Source organism: Limnobacter sp. SAORIC-580 (assembly GCF_013004065.1).
Classification (GTDB): domain Bacteria; phylum Pseudomonadota; class Gammaproteobacteria; order Burkholderiales; family Burkholderiaceae_B; genus Limnobacter; species Limnobacter profundi.
Genome location: NZ_CP053084.1, coordinates 2,559,118 through 2,578,602 on the forward strand (window position 1 = coordinate 2,559,118; position 19,485 = coordinate 2,578,602).

18 protein-coding genes are annotated in these 19,485 nt (G+C 54.1%); 10 read left to right on the forward strand and 8 right to left on the reverse strand.

Translation table 11 applies throughout. From position 1 onward, the window contains the following. Positions 1-202: 202 nt before the first annotated feature. The 3 genes from HKT17_RS11995 to HKT17_RS12005 all read left to right on the forward strand — a co-directional run bounded on the left by HKT17_RS11995 (position 203) and on the right by HKT17_RS12005 (position 3,782). Positions 203-454 carry a type B 50S ribosomal protein L31 gene (locus HKT17_RS11995; protein WP_105027123.1) on the forward strand — a complete coding sequence of 84 codons (252 nt, stop codon included), beginning with the start codon at positions 203-205 and terminating at the stop codon, positions 452-454. 76 nt (positions 455-530) lie between these two features. Continuing rightward, positions 531-2,333, forward strand: coding sequence for an ArnT family glycosyltransferase (locus HKT17_RS12000; protein WP_171100328.1), 1,803 nt, complete (start codon positions 531-533; stop codon positions 2,331-2,333). A gap of 9 nt (positions 2,334-2,342) precedes the next feature. After that, entirely contained in the window at positions 2,343-3,782 is a 1,440-nt protein-coding gene (locus HKT17_RS12005; RefSeq protein WP_171100330.1) for an MATE family efflux transporter, read from the forward strand. On the opposite strand, the gene orn is transcribed toward HKT17_RS12005, so the two are convergent. Beyond that, on the reverse strand, positions 3,715-4,356 hold the full coding sequence (orn, locus tag HKT17_RS12010; RefSeq protein WP_171100332.1) for an oligoribonuclease: 642 nt from the start codon (positions 4,354-4,356) through the stop codon (positions 3,715-3,717). The genes HKT17_RS12005 and orn overlap by 68 nt on opposite strands. Before the next feature lie 90 nt (positions 4,357-4,446). Between orn and HKT17_RS12015 the strand changes: the two genes are divergently transcribed. From HKT17_RS12015 to rsgA, 3 genes are read left to right on the forward strand one after another with little or no spacing between them, the layout of a single operon-like run. After that, complete coding sequence (locus tag HKT17_RS12015; RefSeq protein ID WP_171100334.1) at positions 4,447-5,703, forward strand: M48 family metallopeptidase; 1,257 nt, start codon at positions 4,447-4,449, stop codon at positions 5,701-5,703. After that, on the forward strand, positions 5,700-6,089 hold the full coding sequence (locus tag HKT17_RS12020) for a 4a-hydroxytetrahydrobiopterin dehydratase (RefSeq protein ID WP_105027128.1): 390 nt from the start codon (positions 5,700-5,702) through the stop codon (positions 6,087-6,089). The genes HKT17_RS12015 and HKT17_RS12020 overlap by 4 nt, the downstream gene beginning before the upstream one ends. Further along, entirely contained in the window at positions 6,082-7,074 is a 993-nt protein-coding gene (gene rsgA / locus HKT17_RS12025) for a ribosome small subunit-dependent GTPase A (protein ID WP_240965800.1), read from the forward strand. Before HKT17_RS12020 ends, rsgA begins: the two co-directional genes overlap by 8 nt. 4 nt (positions 7,075-7,078) lie before the next feature. Here the strand turns inward: rsgA and HKT17_RS12030 are convergent, their stop codons facing one another. The 6 genes from HKT17_RS12030 to HKT17_RS12055 are packed head-to-tail and all read right to left on the reverse strand — an operon-like array spanning position 7,079 to position 13,023. Beyond that, a complete protein-coding gene (locus HKT17_RS12030; protein ID WP_171100336.1) occupies positions 7,079-8,074 on the reverse strand; it encodes a CobD/CbiB family protein in 996 nt (331 codons plus the stop codon). 4 nt (positions 8,075-8,078) lie between these two features. Continuing rightward, on the reverse strand, positions 8,079-8,690 hold the full coding sequence (locus tag HKT17_RS12035) for an NUDIX hydrolase (protein WP_105027130.1): 612 nt from the start codon (positions 8,688-8,690) through the stop codon (positions 8,079-8,081). Positions 8,691-8,707: 17 nt separating this feature from the next. After that, positions 8,708-9,898: an FAD-dependent monooxygenase gene (locus HKT17_RS12040; RefSeq protein WP_171100338.1), complete on the reverse strand. Its 1,191-nt coding sequence runs from the start codon at positions 9,896-9,898 to the stop codon at positions 8,708-8,710. A 7-nt stretch (positions 9,899-9,905) separates the two neighbouring features. Beyond that, positions 9,906-11,294 carry an aminopeptidase P N-terminal domain-containing protein gene (locus HKT17_RS12045; RefSeq protein WP_171100339.1) on the reverse strand — a complete coding sequence of 463 codons (1,389 nt, stop codon included), beginning with the start codon at positions 11,292-11,294 and terminating at the stop codon, positions 9,906-9,908. Position 11,295: 1 nt separating this feature from the next. Then, positions 11,296-11,991, reverse strand: coding sequence for an N-acetylmuramate alpha-1-phosphate uridylyltransferase MurU (gene murU / locus HKT17_RS12050; protein ID WP_171100341.1), 696 nt, complete (start codon positions 11,989-11,991; stop codon positions 11,296-11,298). After that, complete coding sequence (locus tag HKT17_RS12055) at positions 11,992-13,023, reverse strand: aminoglycoside phosphotransferase family protein (RefSeq protein WP_171100343.1); 1,032 nt, start codon at positions 13,021-13,023, stop codon at positions 11,992-11,994. 98 nt (positions 13,024-13,121) lie between these two features. Here HKT17_RS12055 and HKT17_RS12060 point away from each other — a divergent pair, with 98 nt between their 5' ends. Genes HKT17_RS12060 through rsmA form a run of 4 tightly spaced genes read left to right on the forward strand, consistent with a single transcriptional unit; the run spans position 13,122 to position 18,630 of the window. Next, on the forward strand, positions 13,122-15,419 hold the full coding sequence (locus tag HKT17_RS12060; RefSeq protein ID WP_171100345.1) for an LPS-assembly protein LptD: 2,298 nt from the start codon (positions 13,122-13,124) through the stop codon (positions 15,417-15,419). 43 nt (positions 15,420-15,462) lie between these two features. Further along, positions 15,463-16,833 (forward strand): peptidylprolyl isomerase, encoded by a 1,371-nt coding sequence (locus HKT17_RS12065; RefSeq protein ID WP_171100347.1) that lies wholly within the window; start codon positions 15,463-15,465, stop codon positions 16,831-16,833. Between the two features lie 10 nt (positions 16,834-16,843). Further along, a complete protein-coding gene (gene pdxA, locus HKT17_RS12070; protein ID WP_171100350.1) occupies positions 16,844-17,866 on the forward strand; it encodes a 4-hydroxythreonine-4-phosphate dehydrogenase PdxA in 1,023 nt (340 codons plus the stop codon). Beyond that, entirely contained in the window at positions 17,863-18,630 is a 768-nt protein-coding gene (gene rsmA, locus HKT17_RS12075) for a 16S rRNA (adenine(1518)-N(6)/adenine(1519)-N(6))-dimethyltransferase RsmA (RefSeq protein ID WP_105027137.1), read from the forward strand. Before pdxA ends, rsmA begins: the two co-directional genes overlap by 4 nt. Here the strand turns inward: rsmA and murI are convergent. Then, complete coding sequence (murI, locus tag HKT17_RS12080) at positions 18,627-19,463, reverse strand: glutamate racemase (protein ID WP_171100352.1); 837 nt, start codon at positions 19,461-19,463, stop codon at positions 18,627-18,629. The two genes, rsmA and murI, sit on opposite strands and share 4 nt — an antisense overlap. Between the last annotated feature and the right edge of the window lie 22 nt (positions 19,464-19,485).

Sequence of the window (19,485 nt, forward strand, 5' to 3'; positions counted from 1 at the left end):
TCGCCCCCTGAATTGGCGACGAACCCCAACAGGTGGTTAGCCCGTTTATTCAACCCTGAGTCAAATTCTTACTTGACCTTACAAGTCCACAACCCTATAATTTGCGGTTACCTAATTAACCAGCAAGTGATTTGGCTTTGTCGGTTGGCACTCACACCAATGAGACCAATTAACCGCCAGGTTGGCTGCAACGGAGAAACTCATGAAAGAAGGCATTCACCCCAACTATCGCGAAGTGTTGTTCATGGACATGTCCAACGGCTTCAAATTCATTTGCCGCTCTACCGCGCCTAGCCGCGAGACCGGAGAACACGAAGGCAAGGAATACCCTTTGATCAAGCTGGACGTGAGCTCTGAATCTCACCCCTTCTACACCGGCGCACAAAACACAATCGTGGACACCGCTGGTCGCGTTGAGAAGTTCCGTCGTCGTTTCGATCGCTTCAAGAAGTAATTTTTCGCGCAAGTGATCATAAAAAGGCAGCTCAGGCAAACTGGCTGCCTTTTGTTTTTACGGACACAATAAGAACATGGTCATTACCGCAGCCAACAACACTCGTTTGTCGCGCAGGCTATTGTGGGGCTTGATACTGCTCTACATTTTGCCGGGCCTTTTTGCGCGCACGCCCTGGAAACCTGACGACGCCGCGGGCTTTGGCCAAAGCTTTACCTTTTCCCAACTGCCTTTTTCAGAATGGGCGATGTCGCTGATTGGCGACCGCATGTATGTCGAAGGCGGCCTGCTGTCGGCCTGGCTTGCAGGCTTGTTCGGAAAACTGGCACTTGCTGTCGACCTGCCCCACAACTGGCTCGATGACGCCATGCGCTTGGGCAACGTATTTTGGATGATTTTGGCCGGCTGGGCCATTTGGAACACCACCTACCGATTGGCCAAGCGGGTTGAGCTTCAACCCGAAGACCCACTTGGCACTGCACCTACCCGGGTCGATTACGCCCGTGCTGTGGCAGATGCCTCGGTACTTTGCTTTTTGGGTACTTTGGGCCTTCTTGTTCGCTCCCACATGCAGGTGCCTGAAATTGCCGAACTGGCTGGCATTTCAATCATGTTGCTGGGTGCGGTGCGCTCGCTTGACCGGCCAATTGGCGCGGGCTGGATGCTGGGCGCGGGTATTGCCATCGCCTTTTTTGCACGTGGCTGGGCACATTGCTTGCCCTTTTTGCTCTTGTTACTGGTCAGCTCGATGACACACAGCTCATTGCGCTTTGGTCTGCTTCGTCGCATGACCCGGGCTGCTGCCGTGTTCGCCATTCCTTTTGCCATCTGGTTTTTCTGGCTTATGAGCCAAAAAAACGGGGAATTGTGGTGGAACGCCTGGAATGAATGGAATGTACGCCGCTTTCTGATACTTGACCCAACCCAGTCTTTTGACCTGGTCAAACTGGTAATCACCCTGAAAACCCTGACCTGGTTTTTGTGGCCAATTTTACCCATGGCGTGCTGGACCATTTGGCGTTACCGCAAGGCTTTGACTGAACCCTCCATCCGCATTCCTTTGGCAGGCGGCGCCGCCGGTGTGGTTGTACTGCTGATTACAAACCCGGCCGATGAGGCCAACTATTTCCCATTGCTGGCACCACTTTCAGTGCTTGCTGCAATCGGGCTTTCCACCATGAAGCGCGGCCTGATCAGCCTGATTGACTGGTTCGCAGTGCTTTGGTTTACATTCGCGGCCGTGTTGGTGTGGCTGGGCTGGACTGCAGCCACATTTGGTTTCCCCGCAAAAATAGCAGCCAACTTCGAGAAATTGTCTCCTGGCTATGTGCCCGATGTCATCGGCCTTGAACTTGCCTTGGCGTTTCTGGCCAGCATCGCCTGGATCCGCCTGATCGTATGGCGAACAGCCTCAGGAAGCCGTGCTCTCTGGCGTCCCATGGTGCTGACCACCGGTGGCGTTATTTTGCTGTGGTTGCTGATGATGACCCTGTGGATCCCAAGAATTGATTATGCAAAAAGCTTCAAGGCCTTGGGCGATGCAATTACCCAATCGGTGCTGAATCATCAGGCAGCTGCCAACAGGGAATGCGTTGCAGACTACAACCTGGGCTACGCGCAGCGGGCTACCCTTCAATACCACGCCAAGGTTGACTTCATTCGCAAAGGGCAATTCAAGGAAGCCTCGGAATGTGAGTATCTATTGCTACAAGACGACACCCGGCAAAGCCTTAAGATCAAGGTTGATTTTGAGTCCAAGGCATCTGAGCGGTGGGAATTGATCTGGACCGGCAACCGAAACTCGGACCGACATGAATTCTTCTTCCTGTATGCACGGACCCAGCAGGTAGAACAGCAGACAGAAAACAGCAGTCGTTAAAGGTGTCGCATGGCCAGTAGTATTGTTTTATTCGCCCAGAACCGGCCGCGCAGGGCACTGCTGAATCAGGCTTTGCCAATTCTGCTGGGGCAACTGGCGGTTATGGGCAACGGCCTGGTTGATACATTGATGGCCGGGCAGGCTGGCCCCGATGTGCTGGCGGCCATGGCTGTTGGGTCATCCATTTATATCAGCCTGTACGTGGGCTTGATGGGGGTCATTATTGGCCTGACTCCCATTTGCTCTGCCCACTTTGGCGCTGGCGACCACCGCAAAGTTGGAGAAGACGCCGTGCAAGGCGTTTGGTTGGCCCTGACCATGAGCTGCATTGGCATGGCCATTCTGCTGAACCCGGACCCTATTTTTCAACTGACCAATACCCCTGCTCACATTGCCAGCGACACCCGTGGCTACCTGCTTGGCATTGCCTGGGGTTTGCCAGCAGCCTTGGTGTTTCGTGTGTTTTATGCGTTGAATCAGTCCATTTCACGCCCACAAATTGTGGTGGCCCTGCAAGTGCTGATGCTGCTGCTGAAAATTCCCTTGAACATTTGGTTCATGAACGGCGGGTGGGGCTTGCCTGCCTTGGGAGCGGCTGGTTTTGGTTGGGCCACAGCAGCAACCATGTGGCTGGTGCTCGGTATTTCGGCCCTTATTTGGTTATTCGACAAACATTACAGCGAATTCAAATCCATTCGCAGCCTGAAACCTGACTGGCATCGTCTTGGGCAAATCCTTCGGCTCGGGCTTCCGATTGGTGGCTCATACCTGATTGAAGTCAGCTCGTTCACCGTCATTGCGCTGCTGGTATCGCGTTTCGATGTGTACCAGTTGGGCGGGCACCAAATTGTGTCCAATATGGCGGCCATGGCGTACATGGTGTGCCTGTCACTGGGCAATGCCACAACGGTGTTGGCCTCGCAGCAAATTGGCGCTGGGTTTAACAGATACGCAAGCGTGATCGTAAAGCGCGGCATTGAAACCGCCATGCTGGTTGCCGTCTGCGTTTGCCTGGGTTTGTATGTATTCGACCTGGAATTGATTTCGTTCTACACCAAAGACGCAAAAACCATCGAGGTCGCCTTGGGCTTGATGCCTTGGGTAATCGCCTACCATTTTATTGATGCCGTACAAACTCTGTGCTCGTTTTCGCTTCGGGCCTACCGTGTGTCGGCACGCCCCATGCTGATTTATTTGGTGAGCCTGTGGTTTGTGGGCATTGGCGGGGGCATGTGGCTTGGTGTGTGGCAAGAAAACCCACTGAAATCACAAGGCTTCTGGATGGCGAGCGCAGGTGGGCTGCTATTGGCTGGAACCTGCCTGGCCTTGCTGCTGGCCCATGTAATGCGCCAGCGCAATGCTTTGGAACTTACTTTGCCAACTAAGCCGCAGGCGCTGTCGGGGACTGAGGGCTCTCCTGGCTCGCCTTCGCCTCTGGCGCCACAATGAAATGCTCGCGGTAAAAACGAAGCTCGTCGATTGACTCGTGAATATCAGCCAAAGCGGTGTGCTTGGTTTTCTTCACAAATTTTCGGGCTATGGTTGGGTTCCAGCGTTTGCACAATTCCTTTAGTGTGCTCACATCGAGATTCCGATAATGAAAATATGCTTCCAGTTTGGGCATGTACTTGGCCATGAATCGGCGGTCCTGGCAAATGCTGTTGCCACACATGGGGCTTTTACCCGGGCCGATGTATTTCGCCAAAAATTCAATTAGCAACGCCTCCGCCTGGGCTTCATCAATCGGGGATTCCTTTACGCGCGCAGTCAGGCCACTCTTGCCATGGGTGCTGGTGTTCCAAGCGTCCATCCCGGCCAGAATTTCATCGCTTTGGTGAATGGCGAGCACAGGCCCTTCTTCCAGCACATTCAATTCGCTGTCCGTCACCACAACCGCCACTTCGATGATTTTGTCGTTAAATGGGTCCAGACCTGTCATTTCCATATCAACCCACACCAGGCGATTGTCGTCGCGGGGAATCTTGGTTTCAACAGGGGTGGAACTTGGCGTGGCTTGTGACATAATTTGGATGAGCTTTGAGGTTGAATCTAAAGAGAACTGTATTGTCTCACAGGCATTGAAGCGCAAATTAATCAAGGGTGGTAGCGAGAAATGGTTTTTACTGAAGTCTTTGTTCTGGCAGTAGTGTTGAGTGTGGCGCTTCGCCTTTATCTGGCAAGTCGCCAGGTGCGGCACATTGCCTTGAACCGCGCGCAAGTGCCTGCGGAGTTCAGGGAGCAAATCAGCCTGCAAGACCATCAAAAGGCAGCAGACTATTCAATCGCAAAAACCCGCCTGGGCATGATCAACGTGCTGATTGAAGCCACTATCCTGATGGGGTTTACCTTGCTGGGCGGCCTTCAATGGATTCAAAATTTCACAAGTACCGCCGCCGAGGGTATTTTGGCGGGTTTGCTGCTGATCGCCGTGGTGGGCTTCATCGGAAGCGTGCTTGATTTGCCATTGTCCTACTACAAACAATTCGTGCTTGAAGAGCGCTTCGGTTTCAATCGAATGAAGAAAGGCCTGTTCATTGGCGACTGGCTGAAAGGCTTGCTGGTGGGCGCTTTGATTGGCGGCCCACTGGTGTTCGCGGTTCTTTACCTGATGCGTGAAGCCGGCCAGCAATGGTGGGTTTATGCCTGGGCATTGTGGTTTGGCTTCAGCCTGTTGTTGATGTGGCTGTTCCCCACGGTGATTGCACCCATTTTCAACAAGTTCACCCCACTGGAAGACGGTGCCACGCGCCAGCGCATTCTGAATTTGCTACAACGCTGTGGCTTTGATTCCAGTGGCTTGTTTGTCATGGATGGCAGCAAACGCTCAAGCCACGGCAATGCCTACTTCAGCGGCATGGGCAAGGCCAAGCGAATCGTGTTTTTCGACACCCTGCTTTCGCGCTTGAATGACGATCAAATTGAAGCGGTGTTGGCCCATGAACTGGGGCACTTCAAGAAAAAGCACATCGTGAAGCACCTGGCTTTTTCAGGCATCGGCAGTCTTGTCATGTTTTATGTGCTTGGCCTTCTGGCCAACACACCGTGGTTCTATAGCGAGCTGGGAGTAAACCCTGACCTGGCCAATGGTGCACAAGCCATGGCTTTGGTGTTGTTCATGATGGTACTACCCTATTTCACATTCCCGATTCGCCCGGTGATGTCTTGGCTCAGCCGCAAACATGAATTTGAGGCAGATGCATATGCTGCACAACAAAGCGCCCCCCAGCACCTCGTGAGCGCTTTGGTGAAGTTGTATCAAGACAACGCATCCACGCTCACGCCTGACCCCTTGCATTCCGCCTTTTACGACAGCCACCCGCCAGCGTCCATTCGAATCAGTCGTTTGAACAGCTTGCAAGGCGCCCAATGAGCACCATGAACACGCCGCACCCTGCTCGCCCACTGGCAGACTGGCTGCATGTACGCTGCCAACACTTGGGTGAGGGCCATGCATGGAGTGCCGACGAGATCGAAGCGCAGTTGGACGAGTTTGAATACTGGTCTGTTGAGTTTGATGCCAAGGGAGAACATGCTTTGACACTTTGGCGGCAATATGCATTTGCCAACTTCGAAGGCGTGAAGCTTGCGGTGCATGCCATTACTCATTTGGCCGACGATGAGGACCACCACCCGGAAGTCACGTTTAGCTACAACCGGGTCAAAGTGCGCTGGAACACTCACAGCGCAAACGGAATTACCAACAACGACTGGGCTTGTGCGGCCAAACTTGATGATGCGCTGAAACACATTGGCTAATTCGTCTCTTAACAGGGTGCGCCCCACTTACAAGGGCAAACAAACCGGCAACCACGGAAAAAACTCAGGCAATCCTGATTTGCTGAATGCATTGGTGGTGGCCAGCTACGGGCGCCATTTTTTGGCACGCGACGACAGCGGAACCATTTGGCAGGTTTATGGCAAAGGCAAACGCCGGGACGTGGCTGTGGGCGATGAAATCGTCATTTTGCCCAGCGGCGACATGCAAGCCTGGGTGGAAGACATTCAGCCACGCAAGAACCTGGTGTACCGATCAGACGCACTGAAAAGCAAGATGTTCGCGGCGAACCTGGATGGTGTGCTGCTGATGCTGGCCATCAGCCCACCTTACTCGCCAGAGCTTTTGGGACGCACACTGACTGCCTGCAAACATGCGGAAGTACCACTCACCATTCTGTTCAACAAGGTAGACATTCTGGAAGGCGATTCCGAGACGCTGGAAGCGGTTGAACAGGAGCTGTTTGAAATCACCTTGGGTGAAGTGCCAACACACTACATCAGCGTGACCGAACGGCCTGCCGAAACCGAGACGCTGTTGCGCCCCTTGCTGGAAAAAAAACGCACCTTGATTCTGGGGCAATCGGGCATGGGTAAATCAACCTTGATCAACCTGTTAATACCTGGTGCATTGGCGGCAACCAATGAAATATCAATGGCCTTGAATGCTGGCAAACACACCACCACCCACACCCAAATGCATTTTGGAGAAGAAGGTTTGGAGTTGATTGATTCGCCCGGATTTCAGGCATTTGGTTTGCACCACCTGAGTGAATCGGATTTGCTGAATGCCTTCACTGATATTCGCGATGAAGGCAACAAATGCCGGTTTGCCAACTGCCAACACAAACGTGAACCCGATTGTGCTGTGAAAAACGGACTGGAAGACGGTACCTTGAGCCCAGCTCGGTATGCGCTATACCAAATGTTGAAAGCCGAATTGCAAGAGGCCAGCCAAAGCTACTGACGCATTAGAGCATGCTGCTGGGCAACCAACCCAGAATGGCAAACACCAGCGTTGCCATTAACCACACTACAGCGCACTTGAACACAAGCTGACGAAACTGCTGCAATGCCTGCACCTGGTTTTCTTCACTCAACAATTGCCCTTCGGATGCAGCTTTGGATGCAGGGTCAAATGCCGCGCCACCTACCAGTCCTACTGCCGTAAAAAACACGGCTGTGAGCGGAGCCCTGTTGGAGAAACGGCTGTGATTTTTTGCGGTTCGCCAAGCCAGGGCGGCATCGTCTAGCTGGGCGACCAAACCCACAGTCAATGCCAACAGACGGGCTGGCAACCATTCCATGGCAAACAGGATAAACCGCGGGCTGATCGCCGCCTTCAGTTTGTTGCTTTCCCAAGCCTCTTGCATGGTGGGGCGCTCATGCGCAAAAGCCTGAGCCTGCCACACATCGCGCTCCCGGATCACACTCCAGTGCGCCATCATGTACACCACCAAACCCATGGGCCCAGGCAATGCCAGAAACCAGAAAAACAAGCTGAAGTACTGGCGCAAAGCACGCTCAGTGCCGTGGTAGATGGCATGGAAAACCAATTCGCCCGGACGATGAACAACGGGCTCGCTGCCATCGTATTCTTTCATCCAGGTGAGCAGCAATTCACGGGCGCGGAAAAAGTCGCCTTGGTTCAAAAACAACTGAGCATTGGTAAACACCACGGCAAAGTGCCGAAAACGCAAACCATACAACAGCAAAAACACACTGAGAAAACCGGCGGCAAGCGGAGAAACAGTCCAAAGCACCTGGTACAAAAAGTACACACCCAATACCCAGATCAGCAGTGGCACTAGCCATTGCAAATGCGCGTAGCGCGGTGCCCCCAAGGCTTCCAGATTAATTTCAAGTTCCTGGTTAAAACGATCCACCCAGTCGCGCGCGCGCGTGAACAAACCATCGGGCAAGAAGGTTTCACACACCACGGCGATGAGCAGGGCCAAGTAGGACAAGGTATCAAGCCTTCGCGTTCAGAAAATGGTAAAGGTTGCGAAGCATGGCCGCTGTGGCACCCCAGATGAAATAGTTTTTTCCGCTCTCGGGTGAGTTGTAGGGCATGGCGTAGAAAGTACGCTCGCCCATGGGTGTGTGCAAGCTGCGTTGTTGGTGGTTTTCAACATTCATGAGAAATGAAAGCGGTACTTCGAACACCTCTTCCACCTCGAATGCGTCGGGCGCCAGCGTAAAACCAGGTTGGACCAGCGCCACCACGGGCGTCACCAAAAAATTGGTGGCTGTTTGGTACACCGGCATGGTGCCCAGCACCTCAATGAATGCTCGGGCCAATCCGGTTTCTTCCACGGTTTCACGCAAGGCAGTTTCAATCGGGCTGCCATCTTCGGGTTCACAACGGCCACCCGGAAAGCTGATTTGCCCAGCATGGTCATTCAGGTGGGCGGTGCGCAGAGTGAGCAACACATAAAGGTCATCTTGCCGCTGAACCAAGGGCACCAGCACGGCGGCATCGGCGGGGTCGCGGTCTTTGAAAAAACGTTCTTCAAGCGGCTCGGGCTGCCACGGCAAATCGGCCATGGCAAAGCGGGCGCGCAACAATTCGGCAGACCACATGGGTAAAACGCTCCAGATTAAACAGCCAGGCCGAACAGCATTAATTCAGCAAACTGCTTGCGAAGGGGTGGCGTGAATTCCATCACGTTCAAGGCCATTTGTCGGCCCGCACCCAGCAAAGGATTGTGATTGGAAAAACCTTTCACCATCCAGTCTGTCATTTTAACAACCACCTGCCGATCAGCCACTCTCGACTTCTCAAATTCGTTCAGTGCCAGGGTCAAGCGATGTTCTTGTGCAACAGTTGCCGGGTCAACACTGCGGCAAAGCTGCACGGCATCCCGCAAACCCAGGTTCAGGCCTTGCCCAGCCACAGGGTGCAAAATTTGGGCAGCGTTACCAATGGCCACACGGCGCCCCTGCACCAGTTTGTCGCGCCAGTTCATGCCCAAGGGGAAACTTTTTCTGGGGCCAATGTGTTTGATGGACACACGGCGCCCGAACTGTTGTCGAAGTTCGGCCGAAAACTCGGCATCACTGCAAGCCAATCGCTTTTGAACCTGAGCAAGCGGGGCGCACCACACCAATGAGTATTGCTGCTGGTCGGTTGAAATGGGCAACAGTGCCAAAGGCCCTTCCGAGGTGAAACGCTCAAAAGCCAGTGTATTACCGCCTTCCAGTAAACCAGGTTCCACTTGCAAGGTGACTTCGCTCACCAAGGCCCATTGGTCGTAATCCACCACTTGGTCACGCTCGCCAGCCTCGCCATACAACCCCCCCTCGGCATCCACCCGCAGGTTCACGGTGTATTCGGTACCGTCCTCGAGCTCAAGCACTTCGAGAGAGTCAACTGCGCTACGGTGCGCATACTTCACATTGGCAGGGCGGAAAATTTTTACCCCTCTGCGTTCCAGCGAAGTCGACAAGCAATTCACCAGGTCGCCATAACGAACCGTCCAACCCAAGGCCCGCAAACCCAGTTCATCTGCCTTCATTCGTACCTGGCCAAAACGGGATTGCTCTGACACATGAATATGGTGAATCGGTGTGGCATCGGCTGGGAACCCCAGGCAGGCCAGGCGCAAACGCGTGGCATCGGACAAAGCCAGGATTCGCGGGTCGCGGGCGGAAGCCTCCAAAGGCTTGGCATCAAAAATGGCAATGCGATTGGCGCGGTCACCCCATGTGTTGGCGAGCCAGCCTGCAAAAGCAAGGCCCACAGGGCCAGCCCCAACAATAGCCACATCAAAATCGGTGTGCGAGGTCATGGATTGGTCAGGCTGCCTTGCTGCTTGTTTTTTTGTGGGCTTTCATCGTTGCATGAATTTCAGCCACGGTTTTGGGCGCATCGGCAGTGTAAATATCGCAACCTTTCTGGGTTACCAAAGCATCGTCTTCTATGCGAATACCGATGTTCTCAAACTGCTTGGGCACCCCTTTGCCCGGGCGAATGTAAAGGCCAGGCTCAATGGTGAGCACCATGCCGGCTTCCAGCTTGCGGCTGGTGTGGGGTGCCACACCGTCTTCAGGTTTGGCAGCCGGGTCGCGGTAGCTGCCACAATCGTGCACATCCATGCCCAACCAGTGACTGGTGCGATGCATGTAAAAGCGTTTGTACGCGCCACTTTCAAGCGCCTCGTTCAGGCTCATTTTTAACAGCTTCAAATCGATCAATCCTTGCGCCAGCACCTTCACAGCAGCGTCATGCGGGTCATTGAAACGCGCACCAGGCTTGGTGGCCTCAATCGCTGCGTACTGTGCATTCAACACCACTTCATACACAGCCTGTTGGGCCTTGCTGAACTGTCCGTTCACCGGAAAGGTACGGGTGATATCGGATGCGTAGCAATCCAGCTCGCAACCTGCATCAATCAACAACAAGTCACCGTCGCGCATTTTGGCGTCGTTGGCCCGGTAATGCAGCACACAGGCATTTGCACCCGAGGCCACAATTGAACCGTAAGCGGGTGCTTCTGAACCGTTCTTGCGGAACTGATACAACAACTCTGCTTCCACTTCAAACTCAAACTTTCCCGGCTGGCATACCTGCATGGCCGCAATGTGCGCGTGTGCCGAAATAGTGGCCGCGCGGCGCATGATGTCAATCTCGGTTTTGTCTTTGATCAAGCGCATTTCATCCAGTGAGTGGCTTAAATCAAGCACCGCATGTGGGGCTGAAATTCCCATGCGGGCTTTGCCACGCAAGGTTTTCAACACATCGGCCACAGCCGCCTCCAGGCTTTCGTCTTCACCCAATCGCAAAAACACCGCAGGCTGATTGGCCAGTGTGTCAATCAAATGCTCTTCAAGGTCTTCAATGCTGTAGGCCTCGTGCATGCCGAAGGCCGATTGCGCTGCTTTGGGGCCAAATCGAAAACCCTCCCAAATTTCGCGCTCTTCGTTTTTATCCCTGCAAAACAGCACGGCTCGGGAATCGCCACTGGGTGGCACCACCAAGGCCAAACACGCCTCGGGTTCGGGAAAGCCGGTGAGGTAATAAAAATAACTGTCGGAACGGAAGGCATAATCGGCATCGCGATTTCGCATCACTTCCATGCCGGATTGCACCAGCGCAACACCACCGCCCATCTTCTTCAAACGGCGTGCCAGTTGCTCTCGGCGCTTGGCGTAAATGAGGGGATTGTGGGTAGGGTACCTGCTCATGCTAATGCTTCCTTGCTGAATTCAATCGTTGGTTGAGTTCTTCAAGCCGTTCTGGTGTTCCAATGTCCATCCAGAAGCCGTTGAATAACTCACCTTGTACTTTGCCTGCTGCCATGGCTTGGCGCAACAGGGGAGCGAGTTTTGCGACCTCGTCAACCTTGAGCTTGCTGAATAAACTCGGGTGATACACACCAATCCCGGAAAATGTGAATGCGGTCTCGCCCGGTTCAGGCTGTTTGACTGCGCTGCCCAGCAATGCGAAATCACCTGCCAGGTGGTGCGGCGGATTGGGCACCATCACCAAGTGAGCCAACTGGCCCTGCGGCCATTCACTGGCAATTTGTAAAGCCCGAGCCAAGGGCCAGTCGCAAGCCACATCACCATTGATCACCAGAAACGGTTCATTGCCAAGATGGTGCAAGGCTTTGCGAATACCGCCTGCGGTTTCAAGCGCGGTGGCCTCGGCTGAATAACTTAGCTGCACCCCAAAGGCTGAACCATCGCCAAAGTGGCTTTCAATTTGGTGGCCCAAATGGGCGTGGTTGATCACAATGCGGGTAATACCCACCGCCGCCAAGGCCTCTATTTGCCATTGCAACAAAGGTTTGCCGGCCGCAGGCAACAAGGGTTTGGGACAAAGGTCGGTCAAGGGGCGCATGCGTTCGCCACGCCCTGCGGCCAATATCATCGCCTTCATTTAAAACGTGTATCCCACTTTCACTGCCTTGTTTTCAAGGCGATCCAGCAACAACAACAGGGGCTTGAAGGCGATATATCGGCCTGCCACCAGGCGCACATAACGCAACACCATCGGCAGGTCATTCAGGTATTGGGCTTTGCCGTCGCGGTAGTTCAGGCGTGCAAAAATACCCAGAATTTTCAAATGGCGCTGCAAACCCATGAAATCGAACTGGCGATAAAACTCGCCAGGGTCTTCGCAAATCGGCAAACCAGCCTTGCGGGCAGCCTCCCAGTAACGCACGGTCCAGTCCAGGGTTTGTGCTTCGGGCCATTCAATGTAAGCGTCGCGTAAAATGCTCACCAAATCGTAACTCAGCGGGCCTTTCACAGCGTCCTGAAAATCCAGAATACCGAATTGGGGCGCTGCCCCCGCCTGGCTAATCAACATCAAATTGCGGCTGTGGTAGTCTCGGTGGACAAACACTTGGGGTTCAGACAAAGCACTTTGAATCAGCATGCCTTTGATGCTCTCAAGCCAGTTGCGTTCCTGATCGGTCAGCTCGACACCGTAGTGCTTGCCCACATACCATTCATCGAACAAATTCATTTCCTGCAATAATTTGTCGGCACCGTAAGCGGGTATGCCTTCGGTGCGGGTGTTGGCTTGCAACTGCACCAGGTCATGCAGTGCCTGCATGTAAAAGGCGTCTTTCTGTTCAGCTTGAGTGTTCAGCCCCTGCAACATGGTCGTATTGCCGAAATCCTCCAGCAGCAAAAAACCTTCTTCCGGATTTTGCGCCAATACCTGGGGTGCTCTGGAACCCCCATCCCGCAGCAAACCCGCCACATGCACAAATGGGCGAACATCTTCTTTGTCAGGTGGGGCGTCCATCACAATCAGGGTTCGCACGTTATTGGCTTCGCCAACCCGAAAATACCGGCGAAAGCTGGCATCGCTGGAAGCAGCCTGCAAGGTTTGCAGGTCAAACTCGAACTCATTCAGGCCTGTCAGCCATTTTTTCAACATTTCTTGACGCAAGGCGCTCATCAAACCGTCCAATCTCTTTAATTTGTAGTTAGTTGCCTATAATAGTAGGATCCTATGGCGCTTGATCGATCCGTCACCTATTTGAGTACATACCCAGCTTGAAGAAAAGCAAAAAATCACCGCAAGTGCACTCAGTGCCCACACGCCCCACAGCCATCGCATTTGCTTTGTTCTGTCTGGGCGCACCCGCGCTTGCCCAAACCACAGGCGCCACACCACCCAAGGCCGAGTCCCCCACCCGCCTGAAGATTGACGGTGGACTGCTGGGTGTGCGCAACCCGATACCTGAGGACGAGGCCACTTACATTTCTGCCGACCGCCTTTACGGCAACAGCGCCGAGGAAACCTTTCTGGAAGGCAATGTTGAAGTTCGGCGCAACAAGCTGAAATTATTTAGCGACTCAATCAATTATTCGCCCATTACTGACCGTGCTACGGCCAAGGGCAACCTGGTGATTGAGCAGGAAGGCATGATACTGAAAGCCCCCGAGGGCTCTGTAAAGCTGGGCACCGGCGAAAGCGAAATGACCAAACCCACCTTCGAGCTGAAGGAAATTAACGGCAAGGGTCGGGCCGACAAAATGCAGTACGACGGTATTTCAACGCTGACGCTTGAAAACCCGAACTACACGGTATGCGATGTGCCAAACCCTGGTGCCGCGGATCAAGGTGATTGGTATATCACTGCCGATTCGCTGGAAATTGACCAGGCTGCTGAAGTGGGTCGTGCCCGTGGCGCGAAGGTGGTATTTCAGGACGTGCCCATATTGGGCGCACCGTACTTTTCGTTCCCCACCACCGACAGGCGCAAAAGCGGATTTCTGCCACCCTCGTTTGGCACTGTGTCCAACAGCGGACTTGAAGTGACAGTCCCGTACTACCTGAATATTGCTCCAGACAAAGACATGACCCTGTACCCGAAAATCATCTCGGGCCGGGGTTTCCAATTGGGTACACAAACCCGTTACCTGACGCCAAGCAACGAAGGCGAACTTAAATACGATTACCTGCCGGATGACGAGAAAACAGGCACAGACCGCACTGCTTTGTCCTTGCTGCACAAATACGAAAAAGGTCCTTTGTATGCAGGCATAAATTTCAACCAGGTGTCGGATGACAATTACTTTGTTGACTTCTCCCGGACTCAGGCAGTGGCCTCCCAACGTGTTTTGGTTCAAGAAGGCTTCGTCTCGTACCGTCAGAAAAACTGGAGCGCCAACGTGCGCACCGTGGCTCATCAAACATTGCAGTTATTCAACGATGTGATCGCTGAGCCATATGACCGTTTGCCAGAGGCCACACTTGAATTAAGCCCAACCCGAATTGGCCAGGCCAATGCCTTTGTGTCAGTGAGCGGGCAGTACACCGACTTTGCAAGGCCCTCCTCCGCACCCGCACGGGTTGAAGGCTCACGCGGTGTAACGCGCGCCAGGGTTTTCATGCCCATACAACGGTCCGAATTCTCATTCACGCCCGCGGTCTCGGTGCAAGCCACCAACTACGATTTGCAGGGCCAAACACCCGGGTCACCCGCAGCACCAGGCAGCGTGATTCCAACGGTTTCGCTGGACAGCACGGTTTACTTCGACCGCAAAACAAGCTTTTTCGGTCGCAATGTGAATCAAACCCTGGAACCACGAATTTTTTATCTGTACACGCCATTCAAGGACCAATCCGATCAGCCTATTTTCGACACCTCGGTGACGGATCAAAGTCTGACGCGGATTTTCGCCGAGAACAGGTATTCGGGGCTTGACCGGGTGGGCGATGCGAACCAGCTGACACTGGCTGTGACCAGTCGCTTCTACGACGAGGCCACCAGCGAAGAGTTGTTCAGCGTCACTGGCGGGCAACGTCTGAACCTGAGCACGCCACGTGTTATTTTGCAGGGCTTTGAAGCGCCAACCACAAGTGACTCCGACTTTTTTGCGAATGCACGGGGCCGAATCAGCCAGTCGGTATTCCTGGACGCGACCACGCAGCTGAATGCAGAAAGCGGACGCCATGAACGCGGCAATGTCACCGTCAGCTATGCGCCTTCACTGGGTAAACAACTGAATTTTGGGTATCGCTATACCCGCGCGCAAATTGATCAGTTCGACATTTCAGGCCAATGGCCCATCTCTGACCGCTGGAGCGGCGTGGGTCGTTTAAACTACTCCATGCTGGACAATCGTTTGATTGAAGGCGTGGCTGGTCTGGAATATGGCGAAGGTTGCTGGGCAGTGCGAGTGATTGCGCAACGATTTGCGACTGCACCGTTGCTGGAGACCACCTCTCTCTTTGTTCAGCTCGAACTCAATGGATTGGGTCGTTTGGGGTCTAACCCGGCCGACCTGTTGTCCAGAAAGGTGCCTGGGTACACGCCTTTCTCATCCTCGCAAGCCACCCAATGAGCACCCGTTAAGTACCCAACCAAGCACCCAATAAGTTATGAACATGAAGCACATTCAACACTGGTTATTCGCAATCTCCGCCTTGGCGGCCGTTGGCCATGCGCAGGCACAGGGTATCAAGGCACCAACGTCCAATCTGCCGGCCGGCAAGCTGAGTTCAGAACTCGGGGCCAGCAATGGTTCAGGCGCAGCAACAATCGACGGCATTGTTGCCGTGGTGAACACCGACATCATTACCCGCAGCGAATTGAACCGACAAGTGGCCCTGATTGAACGCCAGATGAGTCGCCGCGGCGCGCCCCTTCCCGATCGGATCGAATTGCGCAAACAGGTGCTTGATCGCATGGTGATGGACCGCGCTCAACTTCAGAAAGCTGAAGAGGTGGGTATTCGGATTGAGGAAGCCCAAATTGAAGCCGCCATGGCCCGTGTGGCCGACCAGAACGGTTTGTCTCTCGAAGACTTTCTGGCACGCCTTCAGGAGGAAGGCGTTTCCCCCGCCCGCTTCCGCGAAGAAGTCCGCAGCGAAATCACCTTGGGTCGCCTGCGCGAGCGTGAAGTGGAAGCCCGCATTCAGGTGTCGGATGCAGAAATTCAAAATTACCTGGCTGCCCGCACCAAAGGGGGCGCTGCAGCCAATCAACCCGAGGTGAATTGGGTACAGTTGCTGGTCAAAGCCCCGAGTGACGCCAGTGGTGCAACGCTGAACCAGGCGAGAACCAAAGTTGAGACCATTGAAAAAGCTCTGAAAGACGGAAAAACGGTGGAAGCCATTGTGCAAGCCAATCCCGAGCTGGCCATTGACGGGACTGGGCAAATGGGTTGGTCCGGTTTTGATGCTGTGCCTACCTTGTTCACTGAATTTCTGTCCAAGGCGCAATTGAATGCCGTGCAAACCATTCGCAGCCCCAATGGCTTTCACGTGTTGAAAGTGCTTGAGCGTCGCGAAAGCGGTGCAGCGCTGGACAATACACCTGTGACGCAAACCCGGGCCCGACACATCCTGATTCGCCCAGGCCCCGACATTACCGAAGCAGAGGCAAAACGCCGACTGAATTTTGCACTGGAACAGCTGCAAGGTGGCGCTGCTACGTTCGATGCTTTGGCAAAGCGTTATTCGCAAGATGGCTCTGCCGCGAAAGGCGGCGATTTGGGTTGGCTGTACCCAGGCGACACCGTACCGGAATTTGAACGCGAGATGAACCAGCTTGGGATTGGGGGGGTAAGCCCGGTATTCCAAAGCCGTTTTGGTTTCCACATTATTCAGGTGGTAGAACGTCGCCAGCAGGCGGCCTCTGAAGAACGCCAGCGCCAGGCCGCACGCCAGGCAATCCGTGCCAGTAAATCAGAGGAAAGCTATCAGGAATGGTTGCGCCAACTGCGCGACGCCACCTTCATCGAAATTCGCCTTTAATTACCAAGGAATGAGCAAGGCCAACAACCTACCTATCCTTGTCACCAGCGGTGAACCTGCCGGGATAGGGCCAGAACTGTGCGCCTTGCTGGCCGAAACTAGCCAAGCCAAACGTTTAAACCGTTCGCTGGTCATTCTTGGCGATGCCGATCTGCTTGAGACACGCGCAAAAAACGCGGGCATTGAACCCAAATGGCAACGCATCAATTCGCTGCGGGAAATTACAGCCAGCGATGATGAAGCGCCTGGTTATTTTCTGCTTGATCACCCCCTTTCAGCGCCCTGCATCACCGGCAAACCCAACCCGGCCAATGCACCCTATGTGCTGGGCCTGTTGAACCTGGCTTGCGATGCTTGCCAGAATGGCACCGCTGCGGCCATGGTGACCGCTCCCATTCAGAAATCCGCAATCAGCCCGCACTGGCCGGGTTTTATGGGGCACACCGAGTACCTGGCGCAACGATGTGGGCAAAGCGATGTCGTCATGATGCTGATGGGCGGTCAAATGAAGGTAGCACTGGCCACCACCCACATTCCACTGGCCCAGGTACCAGCAGCAATTACCCGGGACAGCCTCACCCGCACGCTTGAAATCATGCTTCACGATCTACGCCTGTACTGGGGTTTGCCAAAACCCCGAATTCTGGTGACTGGGCTGAATCCGCACGCTGGCGAATCAGGCGACCTGGGGAATGAGGAATTTGACACCATCACACCGACCATCCGAGCCTTGCAAGCGAAGGGGCACGATGTGCAAGGCCCCTTTCCCGCCGACACCCTGTTTCAACCCAAATACCTGCAAAACAGCGATGCGGTGCTTGCCATGTTTCACGACCAGGGCTTGCCCGTACTAAAGCATGCAAGTTTTGGTCAAGGTGTGAACATTTCGCTGGGTTTGCCTATTGTTCGAACCTCGGTTGACCACGGCACCGCGCTTGACCTGGCCGGTACCCGGAACATGGATGCGGGCAGCCTGAACGAAGCGATAGAATGCGCGCACCACATGGACCTTTGCCGCAGGAACGCGCAATGAAACATCAAGCAAAAAAACGATTTGGCCAACACTTTTTGACCGATCAAAGTGTGTTGTCAAACCTGATCGGTGAGATGCGACCGCGTGCAGACGACACGCTGGTTGAAATTGGCCCCGGTTTGGGTGCGCTGACATTCTGGCTACTCAAGGCAGTGAATCACCTGCAGGTGATTGAAATTGATCGGGACCTGGCAGAGAAACTTCGAACCGGTGGCTGGAAAGACAAGCTCACGGTTCACGAAGTGGATGTGTTGAAATTTGACTTCGGGCAACTTCCCGCGCCTTTTCGCGTGGTGGGCAACTTGCCCTACAATATTTCCTCGCCCATCTTGTTTGCTTTGCTTGAAGTAGCCGACCGGGTGATTGACCAGCACTTCATGTTGCAAAAAGAAGTAATAGATCGCATGGTCGCTGCCCCAAAAACCAGCGACTACGGCAGATTGTCGGTGATGTTGCAGGCCTACTACGACATGGACCATTTGTTTGATGTGCCGCCCGAGTGCTTCGACCCACCACCCCGTGTCATGTCAGCAATCGTTCGAATGGTGCCAAAACCCGCGCATGAACGTGCGGCAATTCCTGGTGAAATTTTTAGTCGGGTGGTCAGCACTGCTTTTTCACAACGCCGCAAAATGTTACGCAACACCTGGGCCAATGTGGTACCTGAACACATGGCAAACGCTGCGGGCATCGCACTTACCGCGCGCGCCGAGGAAATTGCACCCCAACAGTTTGTACAAGTGGCACAAATGATGGCCAGTTAAACATCCAACTGCTGCACATGGGCATTGCGCCAATCACTGCCCAACAAATTCACCAGCTTTGTCTTGAAAGACTCGGGTTGACCTGTTGTAAAAAAACTCACACGCTCAAGCAAAGGCACATGTTCGTTGCCCATATTCAACAAGCGCTCGCTTTCCAGACGTGTTTTTAACTGCTTGGCCACTGGCAAACCAGTCTCGATTACGGCCACGCCGGGGCCAGCCAGTTTTGAAATGAGATGTGCAACAAAAGGGTAGTGCGTGCAACCCAGCACAATGACGTCGGCCTGTTTTTGAAGCAACTCGGCTACCATGGGCTTTAACAAAGCCTCAATAGCAGGCTCGGGCATGGGTGATTGTTCGATCAGTTCAACCAGCCCCGGGCACGGGTGTGCAATTACCTTGGCCATGGGGTCAAACCTTTCAACCAAAGCCTTAAACCGTTCGCTGGCCACCGTGTTGGTGGTTGCCAAAATACCCACCACGCCCGTTTTGGTCAGCATGCTGGCGGGTTTGACTGCAGGCTCAATGCCCACAATCGGCCAGTTCGCATGGGCAGCGCGTGCCTGGTTTGCACCTGCGGCAGTGGCGGTGTTGCAGGCCATGACCATGGCTTTACAACCCTGGTTTCTCAGCCAATTGGACAGGGTTAATACACGGTCAGTAATTTCATGTTGCGGTTTGTCGCCATAGGGCAAATGCCGTTCGTCGGCCACGAACTGAAAGCGCTCGGCCGGCAAGTGATTCAACATCGCTTTCAGCACGGACAGGCCGCCAACACCTGAATCGAACACACCCACCGCATGTGCGGATTCAAGCAATACGGGCTTTGCCATTCAACACCTTTGAAATACCGGG

Coding starts and splice junctions, on each gene's coding strand:
- HKT17_RS11995 (WP_105027123.1), top strand. CDS start 203: ATGAAAGAAGGCATTCACCCCAACTATCGCGAAGTGTTGTTCATGGAC.
- HKT17_RS12000 (WP_171100328.1), top strand. CDS start 531: ATGGTCATTACCGCAGCCAACAACACTCGTTTGTCGCGCAGGCTATTG.
- HKT17_RS12005 (WP_171100330.1), top strand. CDS start 2,343: ATGGCCAGTAGTATTGTTTTATTCGCCCAGAACCGGCCGCGCAGGGCA.
- orn (WP_171100332.1), bottom strand. CDS start 4,356: ATGTCACAAGCCACGCCAAGTTCCACCCCTGTTGAAACCAAGATTCCC.
- HKT17_RS12015 (WP_171100334.1), top strand. CDS start 4,447: ATGGTTTTTACTGAAGTCTTTGTTCTGGCAGTAGTGTTGAGTGTGGCG.
- HKT17_RS12020 (WP_105027128.1), top strand. CDS start 5,700: ATGAGCACCATGAACACGCCGCACCCTGCTCGCCCACTGGCAGACTGG.
- HKT17_RS12035 (WP_105027130.1), bottom strand. CDS start 8,690: ATGTGGTCTGCCGAATTGTTGCGCGCCCGCTTTGCCATGGCCGATTTG.
- HKT17_RS12040 (WP_171100338.1), bottom strand. CDS start 9,898: ATGACCTCGCACACCGATTTTGATGTGGCTATTGTTGGGGCTGGCCCT.
- HKT17_RS12045 (WP_171100339.1), bottom strand. CDS start 11,294: ATGAGCAGGTACCCTACCCACAATCCCCTCATTTACGCCAAGCGCCGA.
- murU (WP_171100341.1), bottom strand. CDS start 11,991: ATGAAGGCGATGATATTGGCCGCAGGGCGTGGCGAACGCATGCGCCCC.
- HKT17_RS12055 (WP_171100343.1), bottom strand. CDS start 13,023: ATGAGCGCCTTGCGTCAAGAAATGTTGAAAAAATGGCTGACAGGCCTG.
- HKT17_RS12065 (WP_171100347.1), top strand. CDS start 15,463: ATGAAGCACATTCAACACTGGTTATTCGCAATCTCCGCCTTGGCGGCC.
- pdxA (WP_171100350.1), top strand. CDS start 16,844: ATGAGCAAGGCCAACAACCTACCTATCCTTGTCACCAGCGGTGAACCT.
- rsmA (WP_105027137.1), top strand. CDS start 17,863: ATGAAACATCAAGCAAAAAAACGATTTGGCCAACACTTTTTGACCGAT.
- murI (WP_171100352.1), bottom strand. CDS start 19,463: ATGGCAAAGCCCGTATTGCTTGAATCCGCACATGCGGTGGGTGTGTTC.